This window comes from Pedobacter polaris (genome assembly GCF_005116505.1).
Taxonomy (GTDB): domain Bacteria; phylum Bacteroidota; class Bacteroidia; order Sphingobacteriales; family Sphingobacteriaceae; genus Pedobacter; species Pedobacter polaris.
The window spans coordinates 497668-518428 of the sequence record NZ_SWBR01000003.1 but is presented as its reverse complement, the minus strand read 5'-3'; the positions used below and the strand labels follow the sequence as shown (position 1 = coordinate 518428).

Genomic DNA, 20761 nt, shown 5'->3' with positions numbered 1-20761 from the left:
AAATCTTTATTAGTCAATTAAAATACCAAAACTAATCTCGCCAAAGGTAAGGAAATAGCAATAAAGACACGGCCATCACCATTATATTTACAATTACCACCATACCTATATCATCTAAGCTTACACTCCTATCTAACCCATCAATAGCGTTTTTAGCCAATTTTATCAATAAAATTAATACAGGAATAATAATGGGAAAACTTAAAATTGCCATTAGCATGCCCCCATTACCTGCTTTTGATGCAATTGCAGAAACCATGGTAAATATGGTTGCGAAAGTTAGACTACCTAAAATGGTTGCTACGATATACATTAACAAATCTCCACCTGCAGGGAAGTCGAAAACCATGCAATAAAACAGCAAAGCTATTAGGGTTAGCCCTATCATTAATAAGCTGTTATAAATAGTTTTGGCAATGATTAATGCTGTAGGACTAACTAAAGTATAAATATATAAATGCCTACCCTTGCTTTCCTGCAAAAAGCTTTTAGCCACCGCATTGATAGAAGCAAAAAGCATAATGATCCAAAAAAGGGCATTCCATGTCAATTTTTCGGGTCTATTTAAAAAAGATAAAAAGCAAACAAAAACAGTAGATACCACATATAATAAAACACCATTAAGGGCATATTTTGAACGCCACTCTAAAAGCATTTCTTTTCTGATAAGCTGTTTAACTTGTTTTGCTAATTGCATTGTCGCAAAGATAGTTTTTTGAGCTTAAAGCAGAAAGACGAAACCTTAAAGTGACAAAAGCTTGATTCATTTAATGGAAATAGAAGATGAAATATGGTTTTTCAGCAACATATAATTCTCAATACTATTTGTAAATTGCATTGATGAACAAATATTGTAGCATAGTTAAAAGTCCTATTGGCGAGGTAATTATTATAGCTAATGAAACTGCTGTTAATGAAATTACATTTGGCAAAAGAGAAACTGATGGGTTGGAAGAAAATTCGATGAGTAAATTGGCAGCTGAACAACTAAAACAATATTTTGAAGGAACACTAACAGTATTTACATTTCCCATGTCACAAACGGGAACTGAATTTCAAAAAGAAGTTTGGCAAAATTTATTACAAATTCCTTATGGCGAAACAACCTCTTATGCTAAGTTCTCAGCACACAAACCTTTAGCTATTAGAGCTATTGCGGCAGCAAATGGCAAAAACAATATCGCTATTGTAGTTCCTTGCCATAGGGTAATTGGGAGTGATGGTAAATTAGTTGGCTATGCTGGCGAATTATGGCGTAAAAAATGGTTGTTGCAACACGAAATAGAAGTAGCTCAAAGGGGGCAAACAGAACTGAAGTTTTAATAGGACAAAGATTAAGGAGCAAAGAACAAAGATAAACACATGCTATGAATCCATATTTAGATATTGCGCTTCGAAGTTTATCAGTTTACTTATTTATGCTGGTAGCTATTCGGTTAACCGGCAAAAAGGAACTTTCACAACTTAATACAATTGATGTAGTATTGATTTTATTAATCAGCAATGCAGTACAAAATGCGATGGTTGGAAACAACACTAGTTTACTTGGTGGAATTATAGCTGCAGCTGTACTCTTCATTCTTAATTACATTCTCAAAAAGATAACCTTTAGCAGCAAAAAAATTAGCGAATTCATATTTCAGCATCCGGAAATTTTGATCCATAATGGCAAATTAAATTTCGATAAATTAAGTCATTTAGGAATTAGTGATGAAGAATTAAAGGAAGCGATGCGTGAACATGGAGTAGAATATTACAAAGATGTAAAACTAGCCATTTTTGAAGTTGATGGCAATATCAGTATCATTACAGGTGAAAGCAATTTAAAGCAAACTCATTTTAAGCGCAAGAAAATACACAAAACACTTGGCCTAAATAGTTAAACAGTTGGCATTTTTAATTGCTCTTTTCTAACACTTGTAGCTAACAAGAGGACAGCAACTAATAAAACAATCCATCCCCATTGGTAATGCACAACCTTACCTATAAATTTATTTGCAAAGGCAGATTTAGTGTAATTGTTTGATTGAAAATAAACTGCACCGGCCATTAAAAAACACCAAATAAGAAATACAATAGAGAAAAGCTTGAAACCTCTTAATTGCCTAATTAACAGACAAAAAGTAGTTATTGCCAAAATTGCAAAAGAGATAAAAAACAACCTCGTATCGGTTTGATATAAATTCCAATTACCTTTTATAGGCACTCTTAACATTGGTGCAATGCTAATGGCTATGATGGCTAAAATTAAGCCGATGTATGCATTTGTTTTTCTTACGATTAACATTCTTAAGTTTTAAGTAGTAAGTAATAAGTTCTAAGTTAACTTCTATAAATGAAAACTGCTAACTGAAAACTGAATTATTTCCTTGGGTCAATACCCATTTTATCTGCAAAATGCGCACAATAATCACGCAAATCTTCAACTATGTTTTCTTCCCCAGTGGCTTTTAAAAAACTATCTCCCATGGTTTGCAAAGTCTCGTAAAAAAAACGTTTCATTTCATCAACAGGCATATCTTTAGTCCATAAATCAATGCGCATAGAGTTTTTATAATTATGATCCCACAAAGCCAAAATCATAGATTTTACAGGTACTTGGTCTTTAGTTTCAGCATCTGTACTTTCCCAAAGAATATTCTCTGGCATATTCTGGTCATCTAATTCTACGGTAATTTTTATTTCTGCTTGTCTCATAAAAGTGATTTCACTGATTTTAAATGATTTCACCAATTAAGATGATATCACCGAATTCGGTTTACTATTTATTTTTTCGGTTGCAAATATGCTGATTTTACAAAGCATATTTAAACACGCATCGTTTTACTTTTGTAATATTAAAAAAAGGACAACCGTTAACGCAATAAAAAACAACTCTACAAACCAAATGCGTTTTAGTTCTTTAAAGATAAACCTGAAAATCATATCAGTAATGAAAGAAACAACTACCATAGCGCCTAAAACTATTTGATAAAGACTACTCACATCAATGTGACCTTTAGCTATTGGTTTAGGTTGAAAAAAAGACACAATTAAAAATGCCAGTGCAAGTGCAGCTACAATATTTAAAGGTGTTATTCTAAGCTTCTTCATTACTACTTCTTTTTATCAAAGCGTTTTTTATTCTTAAATACTTTTGTTTTGTGGGCTTTATTTCTAGCCTTTTCTCTTTCACGATCTTCAATCTGTTTTGCATTTTTCTTTTCGTGGAAAGCACCTTTAAAGTCAGGGTCTTCCTTACGTTTCTGCAAATCTATTTCTTTAGCTATTTGTTGTTTTTCTTCATAAGGTGTTTCTTCTACAAAAACTCCCTCAGGAATTGGTTCAACTGGAATAAACTGACGCGTTAATTTTTCAATTTTACGGATGTAATATTTCTCAGCCTCTGTACAAAAAGTAATTGCATCACCTTTGGAAAATGCCCTTCCGGTTCTACCAATTCTATGTACGTAATCTTCTATAATAATCGGTACATCAAAATTAATTACATGACTTACCTCAGTAACGTCAATTCCTCTTGATGCAACATCAGTAGCTACCAAAACTCTAATATTACCTTCTTTAAAGCTATTTATTGAATTAATCCTTGTGTTCTGGCCTTTATTAGCGTGAATAACACGAACAGATTCTTCTCCAAATTTACGAACCACATAACTGAAAATATTATCAGCCACTGCTTTCGTTTTACAAAAAATAATCAATCTATTGAAAACTTCAACATCCTTCAGCAAATGCTGTAATAGGTTAATTTTAGTTTTAAAATTTGGCACTTCATACAAAACCTGCGTCACGGTTTGCGCTGGTGTTGCCTGTTCAGATGCTTCTATAATAGTTGGATGTTTTAAAAAATCTCCCGCAATTTTCTGAACTAAATCGCTCATTGTTGCAGAGAAAAGCAAGTTTTGGCGTTTACGAGGAACTACTTCTAAAATTCTATGGATAGAGCCAATAAACCCCATGTCCATCATTTTATCTGCTTCATCTAAAACCAAAAACTGTAAATATTTAGTGTTGATTTCTCCTGAAAGGTAAATATCTAAAAATCTACCCGGTGTAGCAATGATAATATCTACTCCAGCTTTGAGCTGTTCCTTTTGTGCTTTTGGACCAATACCACCGAAGATAACTACCGAACGTAAATCGGTATAGGTGCTAAAACGCTTCACTTCCTCAGCAATTTGCATGGCCAATTCCCGTGTTGGTGCTAATATTAAAGCCCTAGCGGCGTCGCCCTGTGCATATTTTAATTTCATTAACATTGGCAAAACATAGGCAGCTGTTTTACCAGTTCCTGTTTCGGCAATGCCACAAATATCCTGACCAGATAAAACTGGTGCAATTGCTTTTTCTTGTATTGGCGTGGCAACAGTGTAACCAGCATCGGCAACTGCGTTTAATATTTGCCTATTTAAATTAAATTCTTCGAACGATTTTGCCATAGCGCACAAAGATACGGAATAAGGTTGAGGGTTTGAAGGTGTAAGGCAGAAGGTTAATAAACCCAACTTATAATACTTATATGGTTCAAAATAATTTGAAAAGCAGTTTCAGTGCTCATTGGCGAGTCCAGTCCTGCCCTCGCTACAATCTTTTTGCGCTTCGACTACGCTCAGTGTGACAAAAAGGATTTTCGCTAAGTCAGGTTTAGATAGCAAAGTATGTGATCAAAACTTTCTGACTTCCCGACATTCGGACTTTCCGACTCTAATTCCTACCTTTACCACCATGAATACTTACTTGATAAAAGGCGCTACTTTAGTAAACGAAGGACAACAATTTATTGCTGATGTTTTGATTAAAAATGGTGTGATTGAGAAAATTGGACAATCATTATCAGCTCCAGAAGCACAAGAAATTAATGCCGAAGGCCTTTACCTTTTACCAGGAATGATAGACGACCAAGTTCATTTTCGCGAACCAGGTTTAACGCACAAAGCAGATATTTTTACAGAAAGTATGGCTGCAGTAGCAGGTGGGATTACCTCTTTTATGGAGATGCCTAATACTGTTCCAAATACTTTAACGCAAGATTTACTGTCAGATAAATATGCTATTGCCGCAGAAACATCATTGGCAAACTATTCATTTTATATGGGTGCTAGTAATGATAATATTGATGAAGTTTTAAAAACTGATGCTAAAAACGTTTGCGGTATCAAAGTTTTCATGGGTTCATCAACAGGCAATATGTTGGTTGACAATGAAAAAACACTAGAAAATATCTTCAGTAAAGCACCAATATTGGTGGCTACACATTGTGAAGATGAACAAACCATTCGTGAGAATCTAGCATCTTTCAAAGCAAAATATGGAGAAGATTTAACTATAGAAATGCATCCGTTAATTCGCAGTGCAGAAGCCTGTTATAAATCTTCATCATTAGCTGTAGAATTGGCAAAACGTTACCAAACTAGATTACATATTCTTCATATTTCTACGGCAAAAGAAATTGCCTTATTTGATAATTCTATTGCTTTAAAAGACAAAAAAATTACTGCTGAAGCTTGTGTACATCACCTTTGGTTTAACGACCAAGATTATGCTACAAAAGGGAATTTCATTAAATGGAATCCAGCTGTAAAAACCGCAGCCGATCAAGCTGGAATTTTACAAGGTGTTTTGGCAGACAATATAGATGTAATTGCTACTGACCATGCACCACACACTTTAGCCGAAAAACAACAATCTTATTCACAAGCGCCTTCTGGTGGGCCATTGGTACAACACGCTTTACCTGCATTATTAGAAATGCATTTACAGGGGAAAATATCATTAGAAAAAATTGTAGAAAAAACGGCGCACAACTTAGCTATTTGTTTTGATATCGAAAAACGTGGGTTTATTAGAGAAGGTTATTGGGCAGATTTAGTTCTAGTAAATTTGAATGATCCTTTTAAAGTAACTCCACTCAATGTTTTTTATAAATGTGGTTGGTCACCATTTGATGGAGAAACTTTTCAGGCTAGCATTACCCACACTTTTGTGTCTGGAAATTTGGCTTATCAAAATGGAAAATTTGTAACGAGTGAACTTGGTAAGAGATTGAGTTTTACTCGCTAGTTTATGCAAACTACAACGCCTAAAAAGTTATTCATTAAATCTGCCATCATAATAGGTATTGCTTTAGCTATCTTTCTATTTGGCTTATTTCCAGAAATAGTTCTCAGCTTTTATTCTAAGGGATTATTCCCAATTATCTCCGCTGTTTTAAGGTGGATTTCCTCTTTATTCCCTTATGCCTTAGGTGATATTTTATATGTAGCGCTAATCATTTATATCTTAAGATTAATTTTTCAATTCTTTTGGCGGATTAAGAAGAATGGTTGGCAAAAAAGCGATAAGCTTGCTATTCCACTCTCTATTATCAATACATTTCTAATTTTTTATATCAGTTTTAAATTGCTTTGGGGCCTAAATTATTCTAGGCCAAGCATTACCCAGCAATTAAATATCAGTGACGAAAAATATTCAGTTACTGAACTAGTAATTTTAGGAGATTACTTCATAGAAAAACTCAATAAACTACAACCTAAAATCTCACCAAACTTAAGTTATGACATCAAACAACTTCGCATAAAGGCAGTTTCAGACTATCAAAGTTTAGCTCAAAAAAATCCATTTTTCAACTATCAAGTTCCATCAGTAAAACCAGTAATTAATGGGTGGGCAATTAGTAAAATAGGAATTGAAGGTTATTATAATCCATTAAGCGGAGAAGCAAATGTAAATATGAAATTACCTGCTTGGGTTTTGCCTTTTGTAACACTTCATGAAATTTCTCACCAAATAGGTGTAGCTAGAGAAGATGAGGCGAACTTAACTGCTTATCTTGTTGGCAGTAATAGTAAGGATGTAAATTTTCAGTATTCAGTAAATTACAATATGCTGAGGTACATTTTATTAGAAATTAGATTTAAATCTCCAGAAGATTACTTAGCCTTGCGGGATAAAATTGACCCAGGTGTTTTGGCCAACTTTAAAGCAGAAAATGAATTTTGGGCAAAGTATAACGGTCAGATGTCTACTTACATGGGGGTAGCTTTCGACAAATTTTTAAAACTCAATAACCAAAAAAGAGGAATTAAAAGTTACCAGAACATTGTAGTTTGGCTGTGGAATATACATAGAAGCCAGCTTGCAGTTGCCAATTGACAGTTTTCAGTTATATCCAGTTGGAGTTAACTGAAAATTGAGATCTGATCTAACCATGTATCGCTTCTTTTTTACCAAAGCTTTTAATCAATTCTCCTTCAAACTCCAACCATTCTTTCCATCGTTTATCTATATCCACGTCTATTGTATATTTACGGGCGAAGTTTAAGAAAGTAGTATAATGTCCTGCTTCAGACACCATTAAATCATGATAAAATTTTGCCAGCTCTTTGTCTTTAATATTTTGGGAAAGTACTCGAAAACGTTCGCAACTTCTGGCTTCAATCATAGCTGCAAATAACAGTCTCTCTATAAAAGAATTATTTCTAGAACCATCTTTTTTACAGAACTTCATTAATTGCCCAACATAGTCGTCCTTACGTCCACGGCCTAAAGTATAACCTCTTTCTTTGATGATGTTCACTACTTGCTGAAAATGCTGCATTTCCTCTAACGCAATTAATGTTAGTTCATCTACCAAATCTTGATGCTCGCAATTATCAGCAATTAAATTAATAGCATTAGTAGCCGCTTTCTGCTCACACCAAGCATGGTCAGTTAAAATCTCTTCTAAATTCGATTCTGCAATATTAGCCCAACGTGGGTCTGTCAACAATTTTAATCCTAGCATGTGTTTAATTGATACTTAGCACATCAAAATTAGAAATAAATAGCATGGCTTTTAAAATTGTGAGATAAAAACATCTTATTTTGCACAAAAAATAAATTAATGACGAAGAAAAGAATATTGATTATTGGGTTAGTCTGGCCAGAACCCACATCTTCGGCTGCTGGCACTAGAATGATTCAATTAATTAATTTATTTCTTACCAAAGGTTATGAAATCATTTTTGCATGTGCTGCATTAAAGAGCGATTTCAGTTTTGATTTATCAAGTATCGGAGTTAAAGAACAAGCTATTAAGCTAAATGATGAAGGTTTTAATGATTTAGTCAAAAATATCAAACCTGATGTGGTGATGTTCGATCGATTTATAACTGAAGAACAATATGGATGGCGGGTACATCAAGAATGCCCAGAAGCGATGACAATTCTAGATACTGAAGATTTACATTTTCTTCGCCAAGCTCGCCAACAAGCACATAAGACCAACTTTACTTTAACAAAAGAAGATTTATTTACAGCACATGCAAAAAGAGAAATTGCTTCTATTTTGCGTTGTGATTTATCATTGATTATTTCTGAAGATGAAATAAAAATTCTTCTAGAGCAGTTTAAAATTGATCCTTCATTATTGCATTACCTCCCATTTCTAGAAAAGGAAATCACCGAAACAGACAATTGGCTATCATTTGAACATAGAGCAGATTTTATTTTTATTGGTAATTTTTTGCACGAACCAAACTGGAATACTGTTCAATTCCTTAAGACAACAATTTGGCCATCCTTAAGCAAAAAAATACAAGGAGCAAAGCTGAACATCTATGGGGCTTATCCTAGCCAAAAAGTCTTGCAATTAAATAACCCTAAAGAGAATTTCAATATCATTGGTAGAGCTGAAAATGCAAGGGCAGTGATTGCTAAACATAGGGTTTTACTGGCTCCAATTCAATTTGGTGCGGGAGTTAAAGGGAAATTTATTGACGCTATGCAAGTTGGAACTCCATCAATTACTACAACAGTTGGCGCAGAGGCTATGAAAGGAAATTTAGAATGGAATGGTTTTATTGAGGATGATATTGAACTTTTCATCACAAAAGCAATAACACTTTACCAAGATAAAAACCTGTGGTTACATGCCCAACAAAATGGAATAAAAATCATTAACGAACGTTACAGTGAAAATAAATTCCAAAATGCTTTCATAGATCGGATGACAAACATTTTAATTAATTTAAAAATACATCGTCAACAAAACTTTTTCGGACAATTGTTACATCACCATACTTTACAAAGCACAAAATATTTGTCACTTTGGATTGAAGAGAAGAACAAGTAGAAAGAAGTTTATAAGCCACAACCTCCGTCTTTCTGACTTTTAAAAAACATTAAAACTTTCCAACACTAAAACATTAACGTAAATTTGCGCTGTTATGGCAAAAATATCCATCAACCTGTCGACAGGCTCATTACAACAAGAAGAAATTATTGTAGGCATAGATTTAGGCACTACCAACAGTTTGGTTGCATTTATCAATCCAGATAAAAATCCTCAGGTAATTAACGATACCGGAAAAGGGCTTTTAGTACCTTCTGTTGTGCATTTTAATGAGCATGGAGACGCAGAAGTTGGTAATGAAGCTAAAGCTTTTTTAACTACCGACCCGACAAATACTATTTTTTCTGTAAAAAGATTATTGGGTCGTTCTTATAAGGATATTGCCAGTCACCAAGATATTTTTTCTTATAAAATTATTGATGACGATACGGATGCCTTAGTAAAAATTAAAGTAGGAAATAGGTTTTATACACCAATTGAGCTTTCTGCTGAAATTTTAAAGGAACTAAAGGCAAGAGCAGAACATGCTTTAAAAACACCAGTTAATAGAGCGGTGATTACCGTTCCTGCATACTTTAATGATAGTCAAAGACAAGCAACTCGTGATGCGGGTAAACTTGCAGGATTAGATGTTTTAAGGATTGTAAATGAGCCAACAGCGGCGAGTTTAGCCTATGGAATTGGTCTTGATCCAACACAGCAAAAAACCATTGCGGTATACGATTTAGGTGGGGGAACTTTTGATGTTTCTATTCTTCAAATCCAAAATGGGATATTTGAAGTTTTAGCCACCAATGGCAATACCTTTTTAGGTGGCGATGATTTTGATAGAGCCATCTTAAACTATTGGATAGAGAAAAATAAGCTAAATCCAGTCGATGTTGCGAAAGACAATATCTTAATGCAAACGCTACGTTTACAGGCCGAAGCCGCTAAAAAAGCATTATCTACCCAAAACTTATACAATGAGCAATTGGGCGAGATTTGGTGCACTTTAGACAAACAAACTTTTGAGCAGTTGATTGCGGATAAAGTTGCTGAAACTTTAACCTGTTGCAAACAGGCTTTAGCTGATGCAAATCTTAACGTTAGCGAAATTGATGAAGTTGTTTTAGTAGGCGGCTCAACTCGTACCCCTTATGTTAAACAAGCGGTAACTGATTTCTTTAATCGCCAACCACATGATCAGATTAACCCTGATGAAGTTGTTGCACTTGGGGCAGCTATCCAAGCAGATATTTTGGCGGGAAATAGATCTGATATTTTATTACTAGATGTTACACCACTTTCTTTAGGAATTGAAACTATGGGAGGCTTAATGGATGTGATTATTGCAAGAAATAGCAAAATACCTACCAAAGCTGGTCGCCAATATACCACTTCAATTGATGGGCAAATAAACATGAAGATTTCTGTTTACCAAGGTGAACGTGATTTAGTAAAGGAAAATCGCAAATTGGCCGAATTCGATTTAAAGGGAATCCCAGCAATGCCTGCAGGTTTACCAAAAGTCGACATCAATTTTATGTTAAATGCAGATGGAATTTTAACAGTTCAAGCGATAGAATTACGTTCTGGTGTAAAACAAGAAATAGATATTGTACCTAGTTATGGACTAAGTGATGATACCGTTGAGAAAATGTTGATTGACAGCATAGAAAATGCAAAAAGCGATGTTGAACAACGAATGCTGATTGAAGCTAAAAGCGAAGGCGAACAGTTAGTTTATACAGCTGAAAGATTTATCAATAAAAACAGTCAAATTTTAACTGAAGCAGAAATTAATGCTACCAATGCGCATATTACAGCATTAAAAGAAGCATTAGAAACAGGCGAGAAAGACCTCATCCTTAAAAAAGCAGATGAATTAAATGAATTTACCCGTCCTTTTGCAGAACGCTTAATGGATATGGCTGTTGGCCAAGCCATGAAAGGTAAGAGTATAGACGAGCAATAATTTGTCATTCAGAGCGAAGCGATGAATCTCGCTTGATTATTAATCCCGCCAATGGATTCCTCCAGAGGTGGAATGACAAGTTTATTAAGCATTTTGCCCCGCTCTCGGCCGTACTATTTTCGTTTCCATAGCAATTCACAAAAGGTTATATTCGTATAATAATTGAGTTTAAATGTTAAGCGAGAAGGAAAGTAAAAGAATAAGTAAATTTTTAAGTTACGTATTAAGGCATCATCCAGAACTCATTGGAATTGAATTAGATGAAAATGGTTGGACAGATATTACTATTCTTATCGAAAAAGCTATTGCTCATGACATTAAATTAGACCAAGAGACACTCAATTACATTGTTGAAACAAATAATAAAAAACGTTTTGCATTTAATGAAACCTTCGATAAAATTAGAGCCAGTCAAGGTCATTCTGTCAGTATTGATTTGGCTTACACTCCTCAAAAGCCACCTAAATTATTGTACCATGGCACAGCGGTAAAAACTGCAGCCTTTATTTTTAAATCTGGAATAGAAAAACAGAGCAGGCAACATGTACATTTAAGTGTAGATTTTGAAACAGCCATTAATGTAGGCAGTAGACATGGAAAACCTTTTGTTTTTACAGTTAATGCAGAAGAAATGTTTAATGATCAATTCAATTTCTATTTAGCTGAAAATGGAGTTTGGTTAACGGACTATGTTCCTGCAAAATATTTAGCAAATGAAATTATGGAAAGCTAAAAATTGATCATCATATAAGTGATTGATCATATTATCAGCTTATGAACTTTATAAAAATCTCCATATACGCTTCTGCATTAAATTTTATAATTCTTGGTTTAGCAAGTGCATACTATTTTGTAATTCCACAAATGTATTTTTGGCAAGACGAAACTTTTGCAACACTCTATTATAAGTGTCCAACTTGTTCAATTGCTAAAGAAAATGCTGCTATTGACTTTAAGAAAGGAGAATATCAAGTCGTATTTTGGGGATTGGGAAATATTGCAAACAATAAAATATTCAGATTAAACCTATTAGCTAATTACAAAACTAAAGCAATTTCAGGAGGTTGTGTGCCATTATCCGAAATGAATTGCTATAGTATAAAAATGCAACAACTGCTATTTAAAAAGTACGGTAACAACTTTATATTTAACACGTACAAAAAAGCTGATAGCCTTGATAATCTATCCCAAAAGAACTGGTCACAATAATTCACTATGTAACCTTTAATAGTTTTACAATCCTTGTATTTTAAATCGCACAATAGAAGCATCTTTTTGGTTCCCTTAAAAACTTACGAAGTTTAATAATAGGCTTAAGTAGAGGTAGTGTATAGGCGAACTACTTTCCAAAAAAGCATTTGTATTTCCTTTATAGAAAATCATTTGATGAATAAGTTAAACTTTGAATTAAATAGTCAACCTTGTCGCAATCATTGCTATATTTAATAAAACTTACCATAAACTATACGAATGGAGAATGACAAGGAAAGGTTAAATATTTTACTGTTAAAGCTAGAAAATCTATCCCTTAAACAGCAAACTTTTGAGGCAGAAATCAACAACCTCCGACAAGAGATTAAACAATTACAATCTCCAGGTACTGAACCAATTGCTCTAAGTACACAAGTGTTCTCAAACCTTGAACCGCAGGTTATTTTTCCTCCAAAAAACACACCAATAAGTACCCATTCATCAACTCCTCCAACATTTACGCCACCTGCAAATCGCCAACCTAATTTTAGTGATAATTTTAAGCGGGCAAATTTAGGTAAGTCTGATTTCGAGAAATTTATTGGTGAGAATTTAATCAGTAAAATTGGGATTTTAATTTTAGTGATCGGTGTTGCCATTGGTGCTAAATATGCCATTGATAAAGATATGCTTAGCCCTTTAACACGTATTATTTTAGGCTATTTAGTTGGCATTGCCTTGATGGGTTTTGCGCTAAAATTAAAAGCGAAATATGAAAGTTTTAGCGCTGTTTTATTGAGTGGTTCGATAGCCATAATGTACTTCCTTACCTATGCTGCATACGATTTTTATGGTTTAATACCGCAAACACTTGCTTTTGTGTTAATGGTAATATTTACTTCATTTACAGTTATTGCCGCTATTAAATACAATAAACAGGTGATAGCACACATTGGTTTAGTGGGTGCTTATGCCGTTCCTTTTTTACTGAGTGATGGCTCTGGAAAAGTTGCGGTATTATTTACTTACATGGCCATTATCAACATCGGAATACTCATACTAAGCTTTAAAAAATATTGGAAACCATTGTTCTATATGTCTTTTGGCTTAACATGGTTAATATTCGCATCTTGGCTACTTTTTGATTATAAAGACACCGTACATTTCACCTTGGCTTTTAGCTTTGCTTCCATCTTTTTCCTTACTTTTTATATCAGCAACTTAGCTTATAAAGTGACCAAAGCAGAGATTTTTGGCATTTCAGATGTGATTGTTTTGCTCTTAAATTCTTTCGTATTTTACGGAATAGGCTATTATATTTTAAGCGAAAATAAAAATGGCGAAGAATTGCTAGGTTTATTTACCCTAATTAATGCAATTATCCACTTTGTGGTAAGCCTAGTAATTTACAAACGTAAACTGGCAGACAAGAGCCTATTTTATTTCATTTTGGCAATGGTAATTACATTCGTTACTATGGCTGTCCCTGTTCAGCTAAGTGGCAATTGGGTTACTATTTTTTGGGTAGTTGAAGCTTCTATTTTGTTCTATCTAGGCAGGATGAAGAATATTACAATTTATGAAAAGCTATCATTTCCACTTGTATTTTTAGCTTTTTTAAGTTTATTGCAAGATTGGGCAATGAGCTCAAGTGAATTTAATTACGATACAGATTACGTACCTGTTAAACCTTTCTTAAACGTTGGTTTTTTAAGTGCTTCGATCTTCATATTGGCTTTTTTAGGAATGTTTATCGTAACTAGAAAAGCGAAGGATATGGAAGATACTGGTAAGGTGTTATCCATCAGACAAATCCTTTCTTATGCGATACCAACCATACTTATTGCCACTGTTTATTATACTTTCAGAATTGAAATTGCTAATCATTTCCAGCATATTTATCAGCAGACAAAAATAAACACAACACCTTCTGGAAGAGGTATTAATATTGTTTACAATGAAAATATCCCTTGGCTTAAAAAGGCTTGGGTCTACATTTACACCCTGTTTTTTGCAAGTGGATTGACTTATCTAAATCTTAAAAAAATAAAAAACAATGAGTTATCGATTACCAACACCATCATTAACCTCTTTGTAATTATTGCATTTTTAACAGAGGGATTGTACAATTTAAGTATACTAAGAGAAACTTACATTTCACAAAACGATCAGTATTTTGTAAGCAGTACAATGAACATTACCGTAAGGTATATCTCTTTGGCCTTTTTTGTCCTATTGATGGGAATGTGTTATCAGCTTAGTAAATCAGAAATTTTCAAGAAAAAGTTCAATAAAACTGCATTCGATTATTTGTTGTACATCGCTGTACTTTGGGTGATTAGCAGTGAACTTTTACACTTATTAGAACTATATGGAATGCGAAATGGATATAAGCTAGGACTGAGCATTTTATGGGGCGTTTATGCTTTGTTCTTAATTAGCATAGGTCTTTGGAAAAACAAAAAACACTTACGGATCGGCGCCATAATTTTGTTTGGCATCACACTAATTAAATTGTTCTTCTACGATATCTCTTCATTAGATACCATTTCGAAAACCATTGTTTTTGTATCTCTTGGGGTACTTTTATTAATCATCTCCTTCCTTTACAATAAATACAAACACTTAATTATTGATGATGTTAAAACTGAAAATTAAAATACTTGCTTTGTTAGTATGCTGTGCTATTGGTTTACAAGCACAAACAAACACCTATCGTTATAAACGAGAACTGAAGGGAATAAATACAACCTGGCATAGTATTACTTTACCAAATGAGGTTTTCAAAAATGCACAAAGTGGATTGGCAGATTTGAGAATTTATGGCTTTAAAGGAAAAGACACTGTTGAGGTTCCCTACATTTTAGAGCAAAGTGCTGATCAAATGACAGACAAAGAAACTTCTTTTAATATCATTAACCAGAGCAACAATGCCAATGGATATTTCTATACTTTCCAAGCATCAGCTGCTGCTACAATAAATCAGATTAAGCTTTCATTTAAGCAAACCAATTTTGATTGGAAAGTGAAACTTGAAGGAAGTAATGACAATAAGGAATGGTTTACTGTTTTAGAGAATTATAGAATTTTAGCTATTAAAAACAATAACACCGACTATCAATTTACGCAACTGAATTTCCCTGTAGCAAAATATAGTTATTTTAGATTAGCCATTAAAGCCAATGAACAACCACAGCTAAGTGCAGCTAAAATTTTAAAGACAGATACATTAAAAGGCATCTCGAAAAACATTACCTACCAATCTTACCAACTATTTAATGATGCAAAAAATAAGCAAAGCACAATTGATGTTACTTTAGCCAATCCTACTCCCCTATCTTATTTAAAAATAAATACACAAGGTGATTTCGATTTCTACCGAGCTTTAAAAATTGAATATGTAACAGACAGTTTTAAAACTGACAAAGGCATCCAATACAATTACGCCCCACTGTTTGAAGGCACCATTAGCTCTTTAGAAGTTCCTGAATTTAATTTTACAGGCACATTGGTAAGCCGATTAAAGGTTACAATTGAAAACAATGACAATAAACCTTTGCACTTAACTTCCATTACTTTAAAAGGCCCTGTTTATGAGCTGGTTGGCAGATTTGATGATGCAAGCCTAAGCTATGCCCTATATTATGGTAACAAAGAGGCAACTACACCTAGTTATGAATTAAAGAACTTTGAGCATAAAATTCCGATGAGTGTTGTTGCATTAGCTATTGGAGCAGAGCAAAATAACCCAGCTTTTACAACAGCAAAAACTAAAGCTCCATTGTTTGAGAATAAATTATGGCTTTGGTGTTTAATGGGGGTAATTATCGCTCTACTTGGCTTTTTTGCTTATAAGATGTTGAGGAGTTAGTTATAGCAGTCCTCCCCCAGCTCCCTCTAGAGGGAGACAGCATGATGCCTATGCAACCAGAGTCTCCCAATGACCAAGGAATTAAAGTAGTGGAATAAAGATTTAAAATAATAATAAATTATAATGAGCTTTTTAAAAAACATATTTGGTTCTAAAGAAGAAACAATAAATAATTATGATGATTTCTGGAATTGGTTTCAGAAAAATGAAAAAACTTTCTATAAAGCAGTTAGCCAAAACAACGCGATTGAAAAGAATTTCTTTGAAAAACTTTCTCCCAGACTAAACGAACTTAGGGAGGGTTACTATTTTTTAACAGGTATGATGAATGATAATACTGCAGAATTAGTATTAACTGCTGATGGCATTGTTAAAAACATTGTTTTTGTTGAAGAATTAGTAAATGCGGCACCAGTTATTGATGGATGGAAATTTACTGCATTAAAACCTGCCTTAAATATTGAAGATGTTACCATTAGGATGGCAGATTATGAGTTCACTAAAAGCAACATCAGCTTTTATTATAATGAAGACCCAAACTATCCCGATGAGATTGATGTTGTAATAATTAATAACGATTTAAATGAGGCCAATAAAGACACCATCATCAATGGAACTTTTATTTTTTTAGATAACCTCTTAGGAGAATTAAACTTTGCTACTACAATAGATAACATTGTTGTTCTTGGTAAAGAAAATGCTCAAAAAGAGCTCATCCCAATAGAAAAGTTAAAAGACTTTTTAATATGGAGAGAAAAAGAATTTATAGAAAAATATGATGGGCTTTGGCACAGTACAGAAACCGACAATCATTCTATTTTAGAAGGAACCCTACAAAATGGCAAACCTCTATTAGCAGTAATAAATATGGATTTGTTAAGTTGGGAAAACAAAGCTTCACATCCTTGGATTTTGGATATTATTGTAAAGTTTGTACCAGATAAAAATGGTTTTCCTAATGATAAAACAATGGCTCAATTAAATGATTTTGAAGATATTCTTTTAGGTGAATTAAAAGACAGTGAAGGTTATTTAAACATTGGAAGAGAAACTGCAGATGGTACCAGAGATTTTTATTTTGCTTGTAAAGACTTTCGTAAAGTATCAAAAGTAGTCGAAAAAATCATTGCTGATTATGAAGATAAATTTAACATTAGCTTTGATATCTATAAAGACAAATACTGGCAATCATTTAATCGTTTTATTAACTAAATCAAGCTAATTAATGAACAAAGAAATTTCAGCAGAAGGTTTTTCGATTATTTCTGATGTTTATTCTAATCAAGAAATTGAGCAAATTTTAGCTGTGATTAATGAGGTTGATACAACCAAAGATACATTTAGAAAATCTGCTGATTTATTTGCAATTAGACAATTTTTAAAAGAAATTCCAGCAGTCTATGGGTTGGTCTTTAACTCTAAACTAAAGTCAATTATACAGTCTACTTTTGGTGAAGATTATTTTGTTGTTAAATCTATTTACTTCGATAAACCTGAGCAATCCAATTGGTTTGTTTCCTATCATCAGGACTTAACAATCTCAGTAGATAAAAAAGTAGAGCTTGCAAATTTTGGGCCATGGACAGTTAAACAAAATCAGTTTGCAGTTCAACCACCAATCGAAATCCTAAAAAACAATTACACAATCCGTATTCATTTAGATGATACAGATGAAAATAATGGTGCCTTAAAAATTATTCCGAAATCTCATTTAAAAGAAATTTATAGACCAGAAACGATCGATTGGAACTTTGAAAGTGAAACCGTTTGCAAGATTAAAAAAGGCGGCATCATGATCATGAAACCTTTATTATTACATAGCTCATCAAGAACAACAAATAATACCAAAAGAAGAGTTATACATATAGAGTTTTCAAATATTGAATTACCTAAAGAAATAAAATGGGTAGAGAGGATTTAATAGTTTTCATTCCCTTATGGTCGGTTATTCACAATTATTAATAGATATAAACCATGGCATGGAACCCAAAGACATACAATCAATTTAAAACAGAAAGGTACGCTCCGTTTTATGATATTTTAGATCTAATCGAAATTAAGCCCAACTTAAAGGTAATCGATCTAGGTTGTGGAACCGGAGAGTTAACCAGCATGCTTGCCGAGAAGTTACCAAATGCAAAAGTTTTAGGAGTTGACTCTTCAATTGAAATGCTAAATGAAGCAAAAGCATTCGCTAGTGAGACTTTAAGCTTCAAACAAAACTCTATTGAAGAACAAATTGATACCAATCAAAAATGGGATTTAATTTTTTCTAATGCAGCAATTCAATGGGTTGATGACCATGAAACATTATTTCCTAAAATTATTAGGCTTTTAAACCCTAATGGCCAATTGGCTATTCAAATGCCATCACAAACTCAAAATGCTTTAAATCAAATTCTTGATAATCTAGTTCAAGAAGAACCTTACCAAAATAGTCTGCTAGGTTATCATCGGACTTCTCCAGTGCTTAAAACAGATGCTTATGCGCAATTACTTTTTGAAGGGGGAGCAAAAACTATAACTGTGTTTGAAAAGATCTATCCAATCATAGCCAAGTCATCTAATGATTTATATGATTTCATTTCAGGTTCCGCTTTACCTCCTTATTTAGAAAAATTGAACGGAGAAATGAGAGAGAACTTCATAGCTGAATATAAAAAGCGAATACAAACTCGGTTCCCTAAATCGCCAACATTATATCCATTTAAAAGGATAATCATAGCAGGAAAATTCTAAAATTTATTTATCTTCATTTTATGAAAAGATTAACAATTTTAACCTTGTTAATCATCCCTTTTATATTGTGTACTTCCTGGGGCTTTTTTGCTCACCGTAGAATAAATCAATTGGCCATTTTCACCCTGCCAAGTGAAATGATTAATTTCTATAAAACTGCCAATAAATATATTGTAGAACATGCTGTAGATCCTGATAAGCGTAGATATATTGACACTTTAGAAGCACCAAGGCATTATTTAGATGTAGAAAACTACGAGGAAAATATGGATAGCATTCCTCCAAAATTTAATGATGCCTTGGCCAAATATGGTCAAAAGAAATTAAATGAAAGCGGTATTGTGCCCTGGCAAATACAACGGACGTATTACAGTTTGGTTAAGGCTTTTAAAACTCATGACTCCTTAAAAATATTAAAGTATTCTGCAGAACTCGGTCACTATATAGGTGATGCCCATGTCCCATTGCATACTACTAATAACCATAACGGACAATTAACCAATCAGGTTGGCATTCATGCATTTTGGGAAAGTAGGATACCAGAATTATTCGCTGCCCGTTATAATTTTGTAGTTGGGAAGGCAAGCTATGTTGACGATCCTTTAAAAGCTGCCTGGGCAATTGTTAAACATTCGCACAGTTTGTTAGATAGTGTTTTACTACTTGAAGCAGAGCTGAATAAAACATTTCCATCAGACCAAAAGTATAGTTTCTCTGAACGAAGCAATACGGTGATAAAACAATATTCTGAAGCCTATTCAAAAGCCTATCAAGATAAAATGAATGGGATGGTAGAAAAACAAATGAGGTCAGCAATTATAACTATTGGTTCTTTTTGGTTTTCAGCTTGGGTTGATGCTGGTCAGCCTGAACTTAAAAACCTAATTAAATTAGAACCAGGTCCAGAAGATAAAAAATGGGCCGAGCAACAAGAAAAAAAGTATAAAGAAGGAAAAATTATTGGCAGAGAGAATTAATCATTAAATCCGTCACTTCGATACGTAACAAAGTGGAGTGAGAAGTCTCGAATCCTCTTGAGCACTGACTTAATAACATCAAATGTCATAGCTATGGGATATCTCCTCACTACGGTAATATAGAAGAATATTTAATCTTCTTTTATCTCTTCCTCTATTTGTTGTTCAACTGGTTTTTTAGAGAATAAAGATTTTAATGCGCCATAAACTACTGGCACAAAAGTTCCAACCGCTATAATTAACACTAGAATTTCAAAATTCTTTTCTACAAAAGGAATTTTACCCAATAAGTAACCGGCAAACAATAAACTTGTAATCCAAGCAATACCACCTACAACATTGTAATAAGTAAACTTACCGAAAGACATTCTAGCTGCACCAGCAACAAAAGGAGCAATTGTTCTTACAATAGGCAAAAAACGACTAAAAACAATGGCCTTAGCACCATGTTTTTCAAAATATTCGTGAGATTGATGGTAGTATTTTAACTTAAGTATTTTGTTATTTTCTTTAAAAACCTTAATTCCAAAATATTTACCCAGTTGATAATTTAATGAATTGCCCAAAATAGCTGCTATAATTAAAATGACTAGCATAAACCAAATGTTTAAGCCTGTACCCTCGCCTGCAACAAGCGCACCTACAGCAAATAACATCGAATCTCCTGGTAAAAATGGGGTAACCACAAATCCAGTTTCTGCAAAAATAATGATGAAAAGAATTAGATAGGTCCAGGTTTTATATTCCTGCATGATTACTTCTAATGTTTCTTTGGTATTAGTAAGTAATTGTATAATTAAATCGAGAAATTCCAAGTTGTTCTGTTTTTTTACAAAAGTAACGATATCGTTCTGATAAGTTACTAAATTTTAAAATATGACCTCAATTAAATAAAAATGGCTCAGTAACCTAAG

General features: G+C 33.4%; 21 protein-coding genes. 14 read left to right on the top strand and 7 right to left on the bottom strand.

Going from position 1 to position 20761, the window contains the following annotated elements:
- Positions 1–31 precede the first annotated feature (31 nt).
- A complete protein-coding gene (locus FA048_RS14275) occupies positions 32–697 on the bottom strand; it encodes a heme exporter protein CcmB (RefSeq protein WP_136842252.1) in 666 nt (221 codons plus the stop codon).
- A 143-nt stretch (positions 698–840) separates the two neighbouring features.
- Here FA048_RS14275 and FA048_RS14270 point away from each other — a divergent pair, with 143 nt between their 5' ends.
- Both FA048_RS14270 and FA048_RS14265 read left to right on the top strand, forming a co-directional pair.
- On the top strand, positions 841–1323 hold the full coding sequence (locus tag FA048_RS14270) for a methylated-DNA--[protein]-cysteine S-methyltransferase (RefSeq protein ID WP_136842246.1): 483 nt from the start codon (positions 841–843) through the stop codon (positions 1321–1323).
- Between the two features lie 44 nt (positions 1324–1367).
- A complete protein-coding gene (locus tag FA048_RS14265; RefSeq protein WP_136842244.1) occupies positions 1368–1883 on the top strand; it encodes a DUF421 domain-containing protein in 516 nt (171 codons plus the stop codon).
- On the opposite strand, the gene FA048_RS14260 is transcribed toward FA048_RS14265, so the two are convergent.
- The 4 genes from FA048_RS14260 to FA048_RS14245 form a co-directional block, all read right to left on the bottom strand.
- Positions 1880–2287: a hypothetical protein gene (locus FA048_RS14260; RefSeq protein WP_136842242.1), complete on the bottom strand. Its 408-nt coding sequence runs from the start codon at positions 2285–2287 to the stop codon at positions 1880–1882. The genes FA048_RS14265 and FA048_RS14260 overlap by 4 nt on opposite strands.
- Positions 2288–2361: 74 nt before the next feature.
- On the bottom strand, positions 2362–2697 hold the full coding sequence (gene gldC / locus FA048_RS14255; protein WP_131553050.1) for a gliding motility protein GldC: 336 nt from the start codon (positions 2695–2697) through the stop codon (positions 2362–2364).
- 126 nt (positions 2698–2823) lie between these two features.
- Entirely contained in the window at positions 2824–3093 is a 270-nt protein-coding gene (locus FA048_RS14250) for a hypothetical protein (RefSeq protein ID WP_136842240.1), read from the bottom strand.
- 2 nt (positions 3094–3095) lie between these two features.
- On the bottom strand, positions 3096–4439 hold the full coding sequence (locus tag FA048_RS14245; RefSeq protein WP_136842238.1) for a DEAD/DEAH box helicase: 1344 nt from the start codon (positions 4437–4439) through the stop codon (positions 3096–3098).
- A 286-nt stretch (positions 4440–4725) separates the two neighbouring features.
- Here FA048_RS14245 and FA048_RS14240 point away from each other — a divergent pair, with 286 nt between their 5' ends.
- On the top strand, positions 4726–6060 hold the full coding sequence (locus FA048_RS14240) for a dihydroorotase (RefSeq protein WP_136842236.1): 1335 nt from the start codon (positions 4726–4728) through the stop codon (positions 6058–6060).
- Between the two features lie 3 nt (positions 6061–6063).
- Positions 6064–7152 (top strand): DUF3810 domain-containing protein, encoded by a 1089-nt coding sequence (locus FA048_RS14235; RefSeq protein ID WP_136842234.1) that lies wholly within the window; start codon positions 6064–6066, stop codon positions 7150–7152.
- Positions 7153–7201: 49 nt separating this feature from the next.
- Here FA048_RS14235 and miaE read toward each other — a convergent pair whose 3' ends face one another.
- Positions 7202–7783 (bottom strand): tRNA-(ms[2]io[6]A)-hydroxylase, encoded by a 582-nt coding sequence (miaE, locus tag FA048_RS14230; protein WP_136842232.1) that lies wholly within the window; start codon positions 7781–7783, stop codon positions 7202–7204.
- A gap of 99 nt (positions 7784–7882) precedes the next feature.
- On the opposite strand from miaE, the gene FA048_RS14225 reads away from it, so the two are divergent.
- From FA048_RS14225 to FA048_RS14180, 10 genes are all read left to right on the top strand, one after another.
- On the top strand, positions 7883–9112 hold the full coding sequence (locus FA048_RS14225) for a glycosyltransferase family 4 protein (RefSeq protein WP_136842230.1): 1230 nt from the start codon (positions 7883–7885) through the stop codon (positions 9110–9112).
- Positions 9113–9206: 94 nt separating this feature from the next.
- On the top strand, positions 9207–11069 hold the full coding sequence (hscA, locus tag FA048_RS14220) for a Fe-S protein assembly chaperone HscA (RefSeq protein WP_136842228.1): 1863 nt from the start codon (positions 9207–9209) through the stop codon (positions 11067–11069).
- Positions 11070–11241: 172 nt separating this feature from the next.
- Entirely contained in the window at positions 11242–11802 is a 561-nt protein-coding gene (locus tag FA048_RS14215; RefSeq protein ID WP_136842226.1) for an RNA 2'-phosphotransferase, read from the top strand.
- A gap of 41 nt (positions 11803–11843) precedes the next feature.
- Entirely contained in the window at positions 11844–12278 is a 435-nt protein-coding gene (locus FA048_RS14210) for a hypothetical protein (RefSeq protein ID WP_136842224.1), read from the top strand.
- Positions 12279–12539: 261 nt separating this feature from the next.
- The gene (locus tag FA048_RS14205) at positions 12540–14918 is read left to right on the top strand and encodes a DUF2339 domain-containing protein (RefSeq protein WP_136842222.1); all 2379 of its coding nucleotides are present in this window, start codon (positions 12540–12542) and stop codon (positions 14916–14918) included.
- On the top strand, positions 14899–16131 hold the full coding sequence (locus tag FA048_RS14200; protein WP_205943492.1) for a DUF3999 family protein: 1233 nt from the start codon (positions 14899–14901) through the stop codon (positions 16129–16131). Before FA048_RS14205 ends, FA048_RS14200 begins: the two co-directional genes overlap by 20 nt.
- A 123-nt stretch (positions 16132–16254) precedes the next feature.
- Positions 16255–17343 (top strand): DUF695 domain-containing protein, encoded by a 1089-nt coding sequence (locus FA048_RS14195; protein WP_136842218.1) that lies wholly within the window; start codon positions 16255–16257, stop codon positions 17341–17343.
- 13 nt (positions 17344–17356) lie between these two features.
- Entirely contained in the window at positions 17357–18052 is a 696-nt protein-coding gene (locus FA048_RS14190) for a phytanoyl-CoA dioxygenase family protein (protein WP_136842217.1), read from the top strand.
- Between the two features lie 53 nt (positions 18053–18105).
- Positions 18106–18870, top strand: coding sequence for a methyltransferase domain-containing protein (locus FA048_RS14185; RefSeq protein WP_136842215.1), 765 nt, complete (start codon positions 18106–18108; stop codon positions 18868–18870).
- A gap of 20 nt (positions 18871–18890) precedes the next feature.
- Positions 18891–19847, top strand: a complete 957-nt coding sequence (locus FA048_RS14180) for a zinc dependent phospholipase C family protein (RefSeq protein ID WP_136842213.1) — start codon at positions 18891–18893, stop codon at positions 19845–19847.
- Positions 19848–19978: 131 nt separating this feature from the next.
- Here FA048_RS14180 and FA048_RS14175 read toward each other — a convergent pair whose 3' ends face one another.
- Positions 19979–20662 carry a VTT domain-containing protein gene (locus tag FA048_RS14175; RefSeq protein ID WP_136842211.1) on the bottom strand — a complete coding sequence of 228 codons (684 nt, stop codon included), beginning with the start codon at positions 20660–20662 and terminating at the stop codon, positions 19979–19981.
- Positions 20663–20761: the final 99 nt, after the last annotated feature.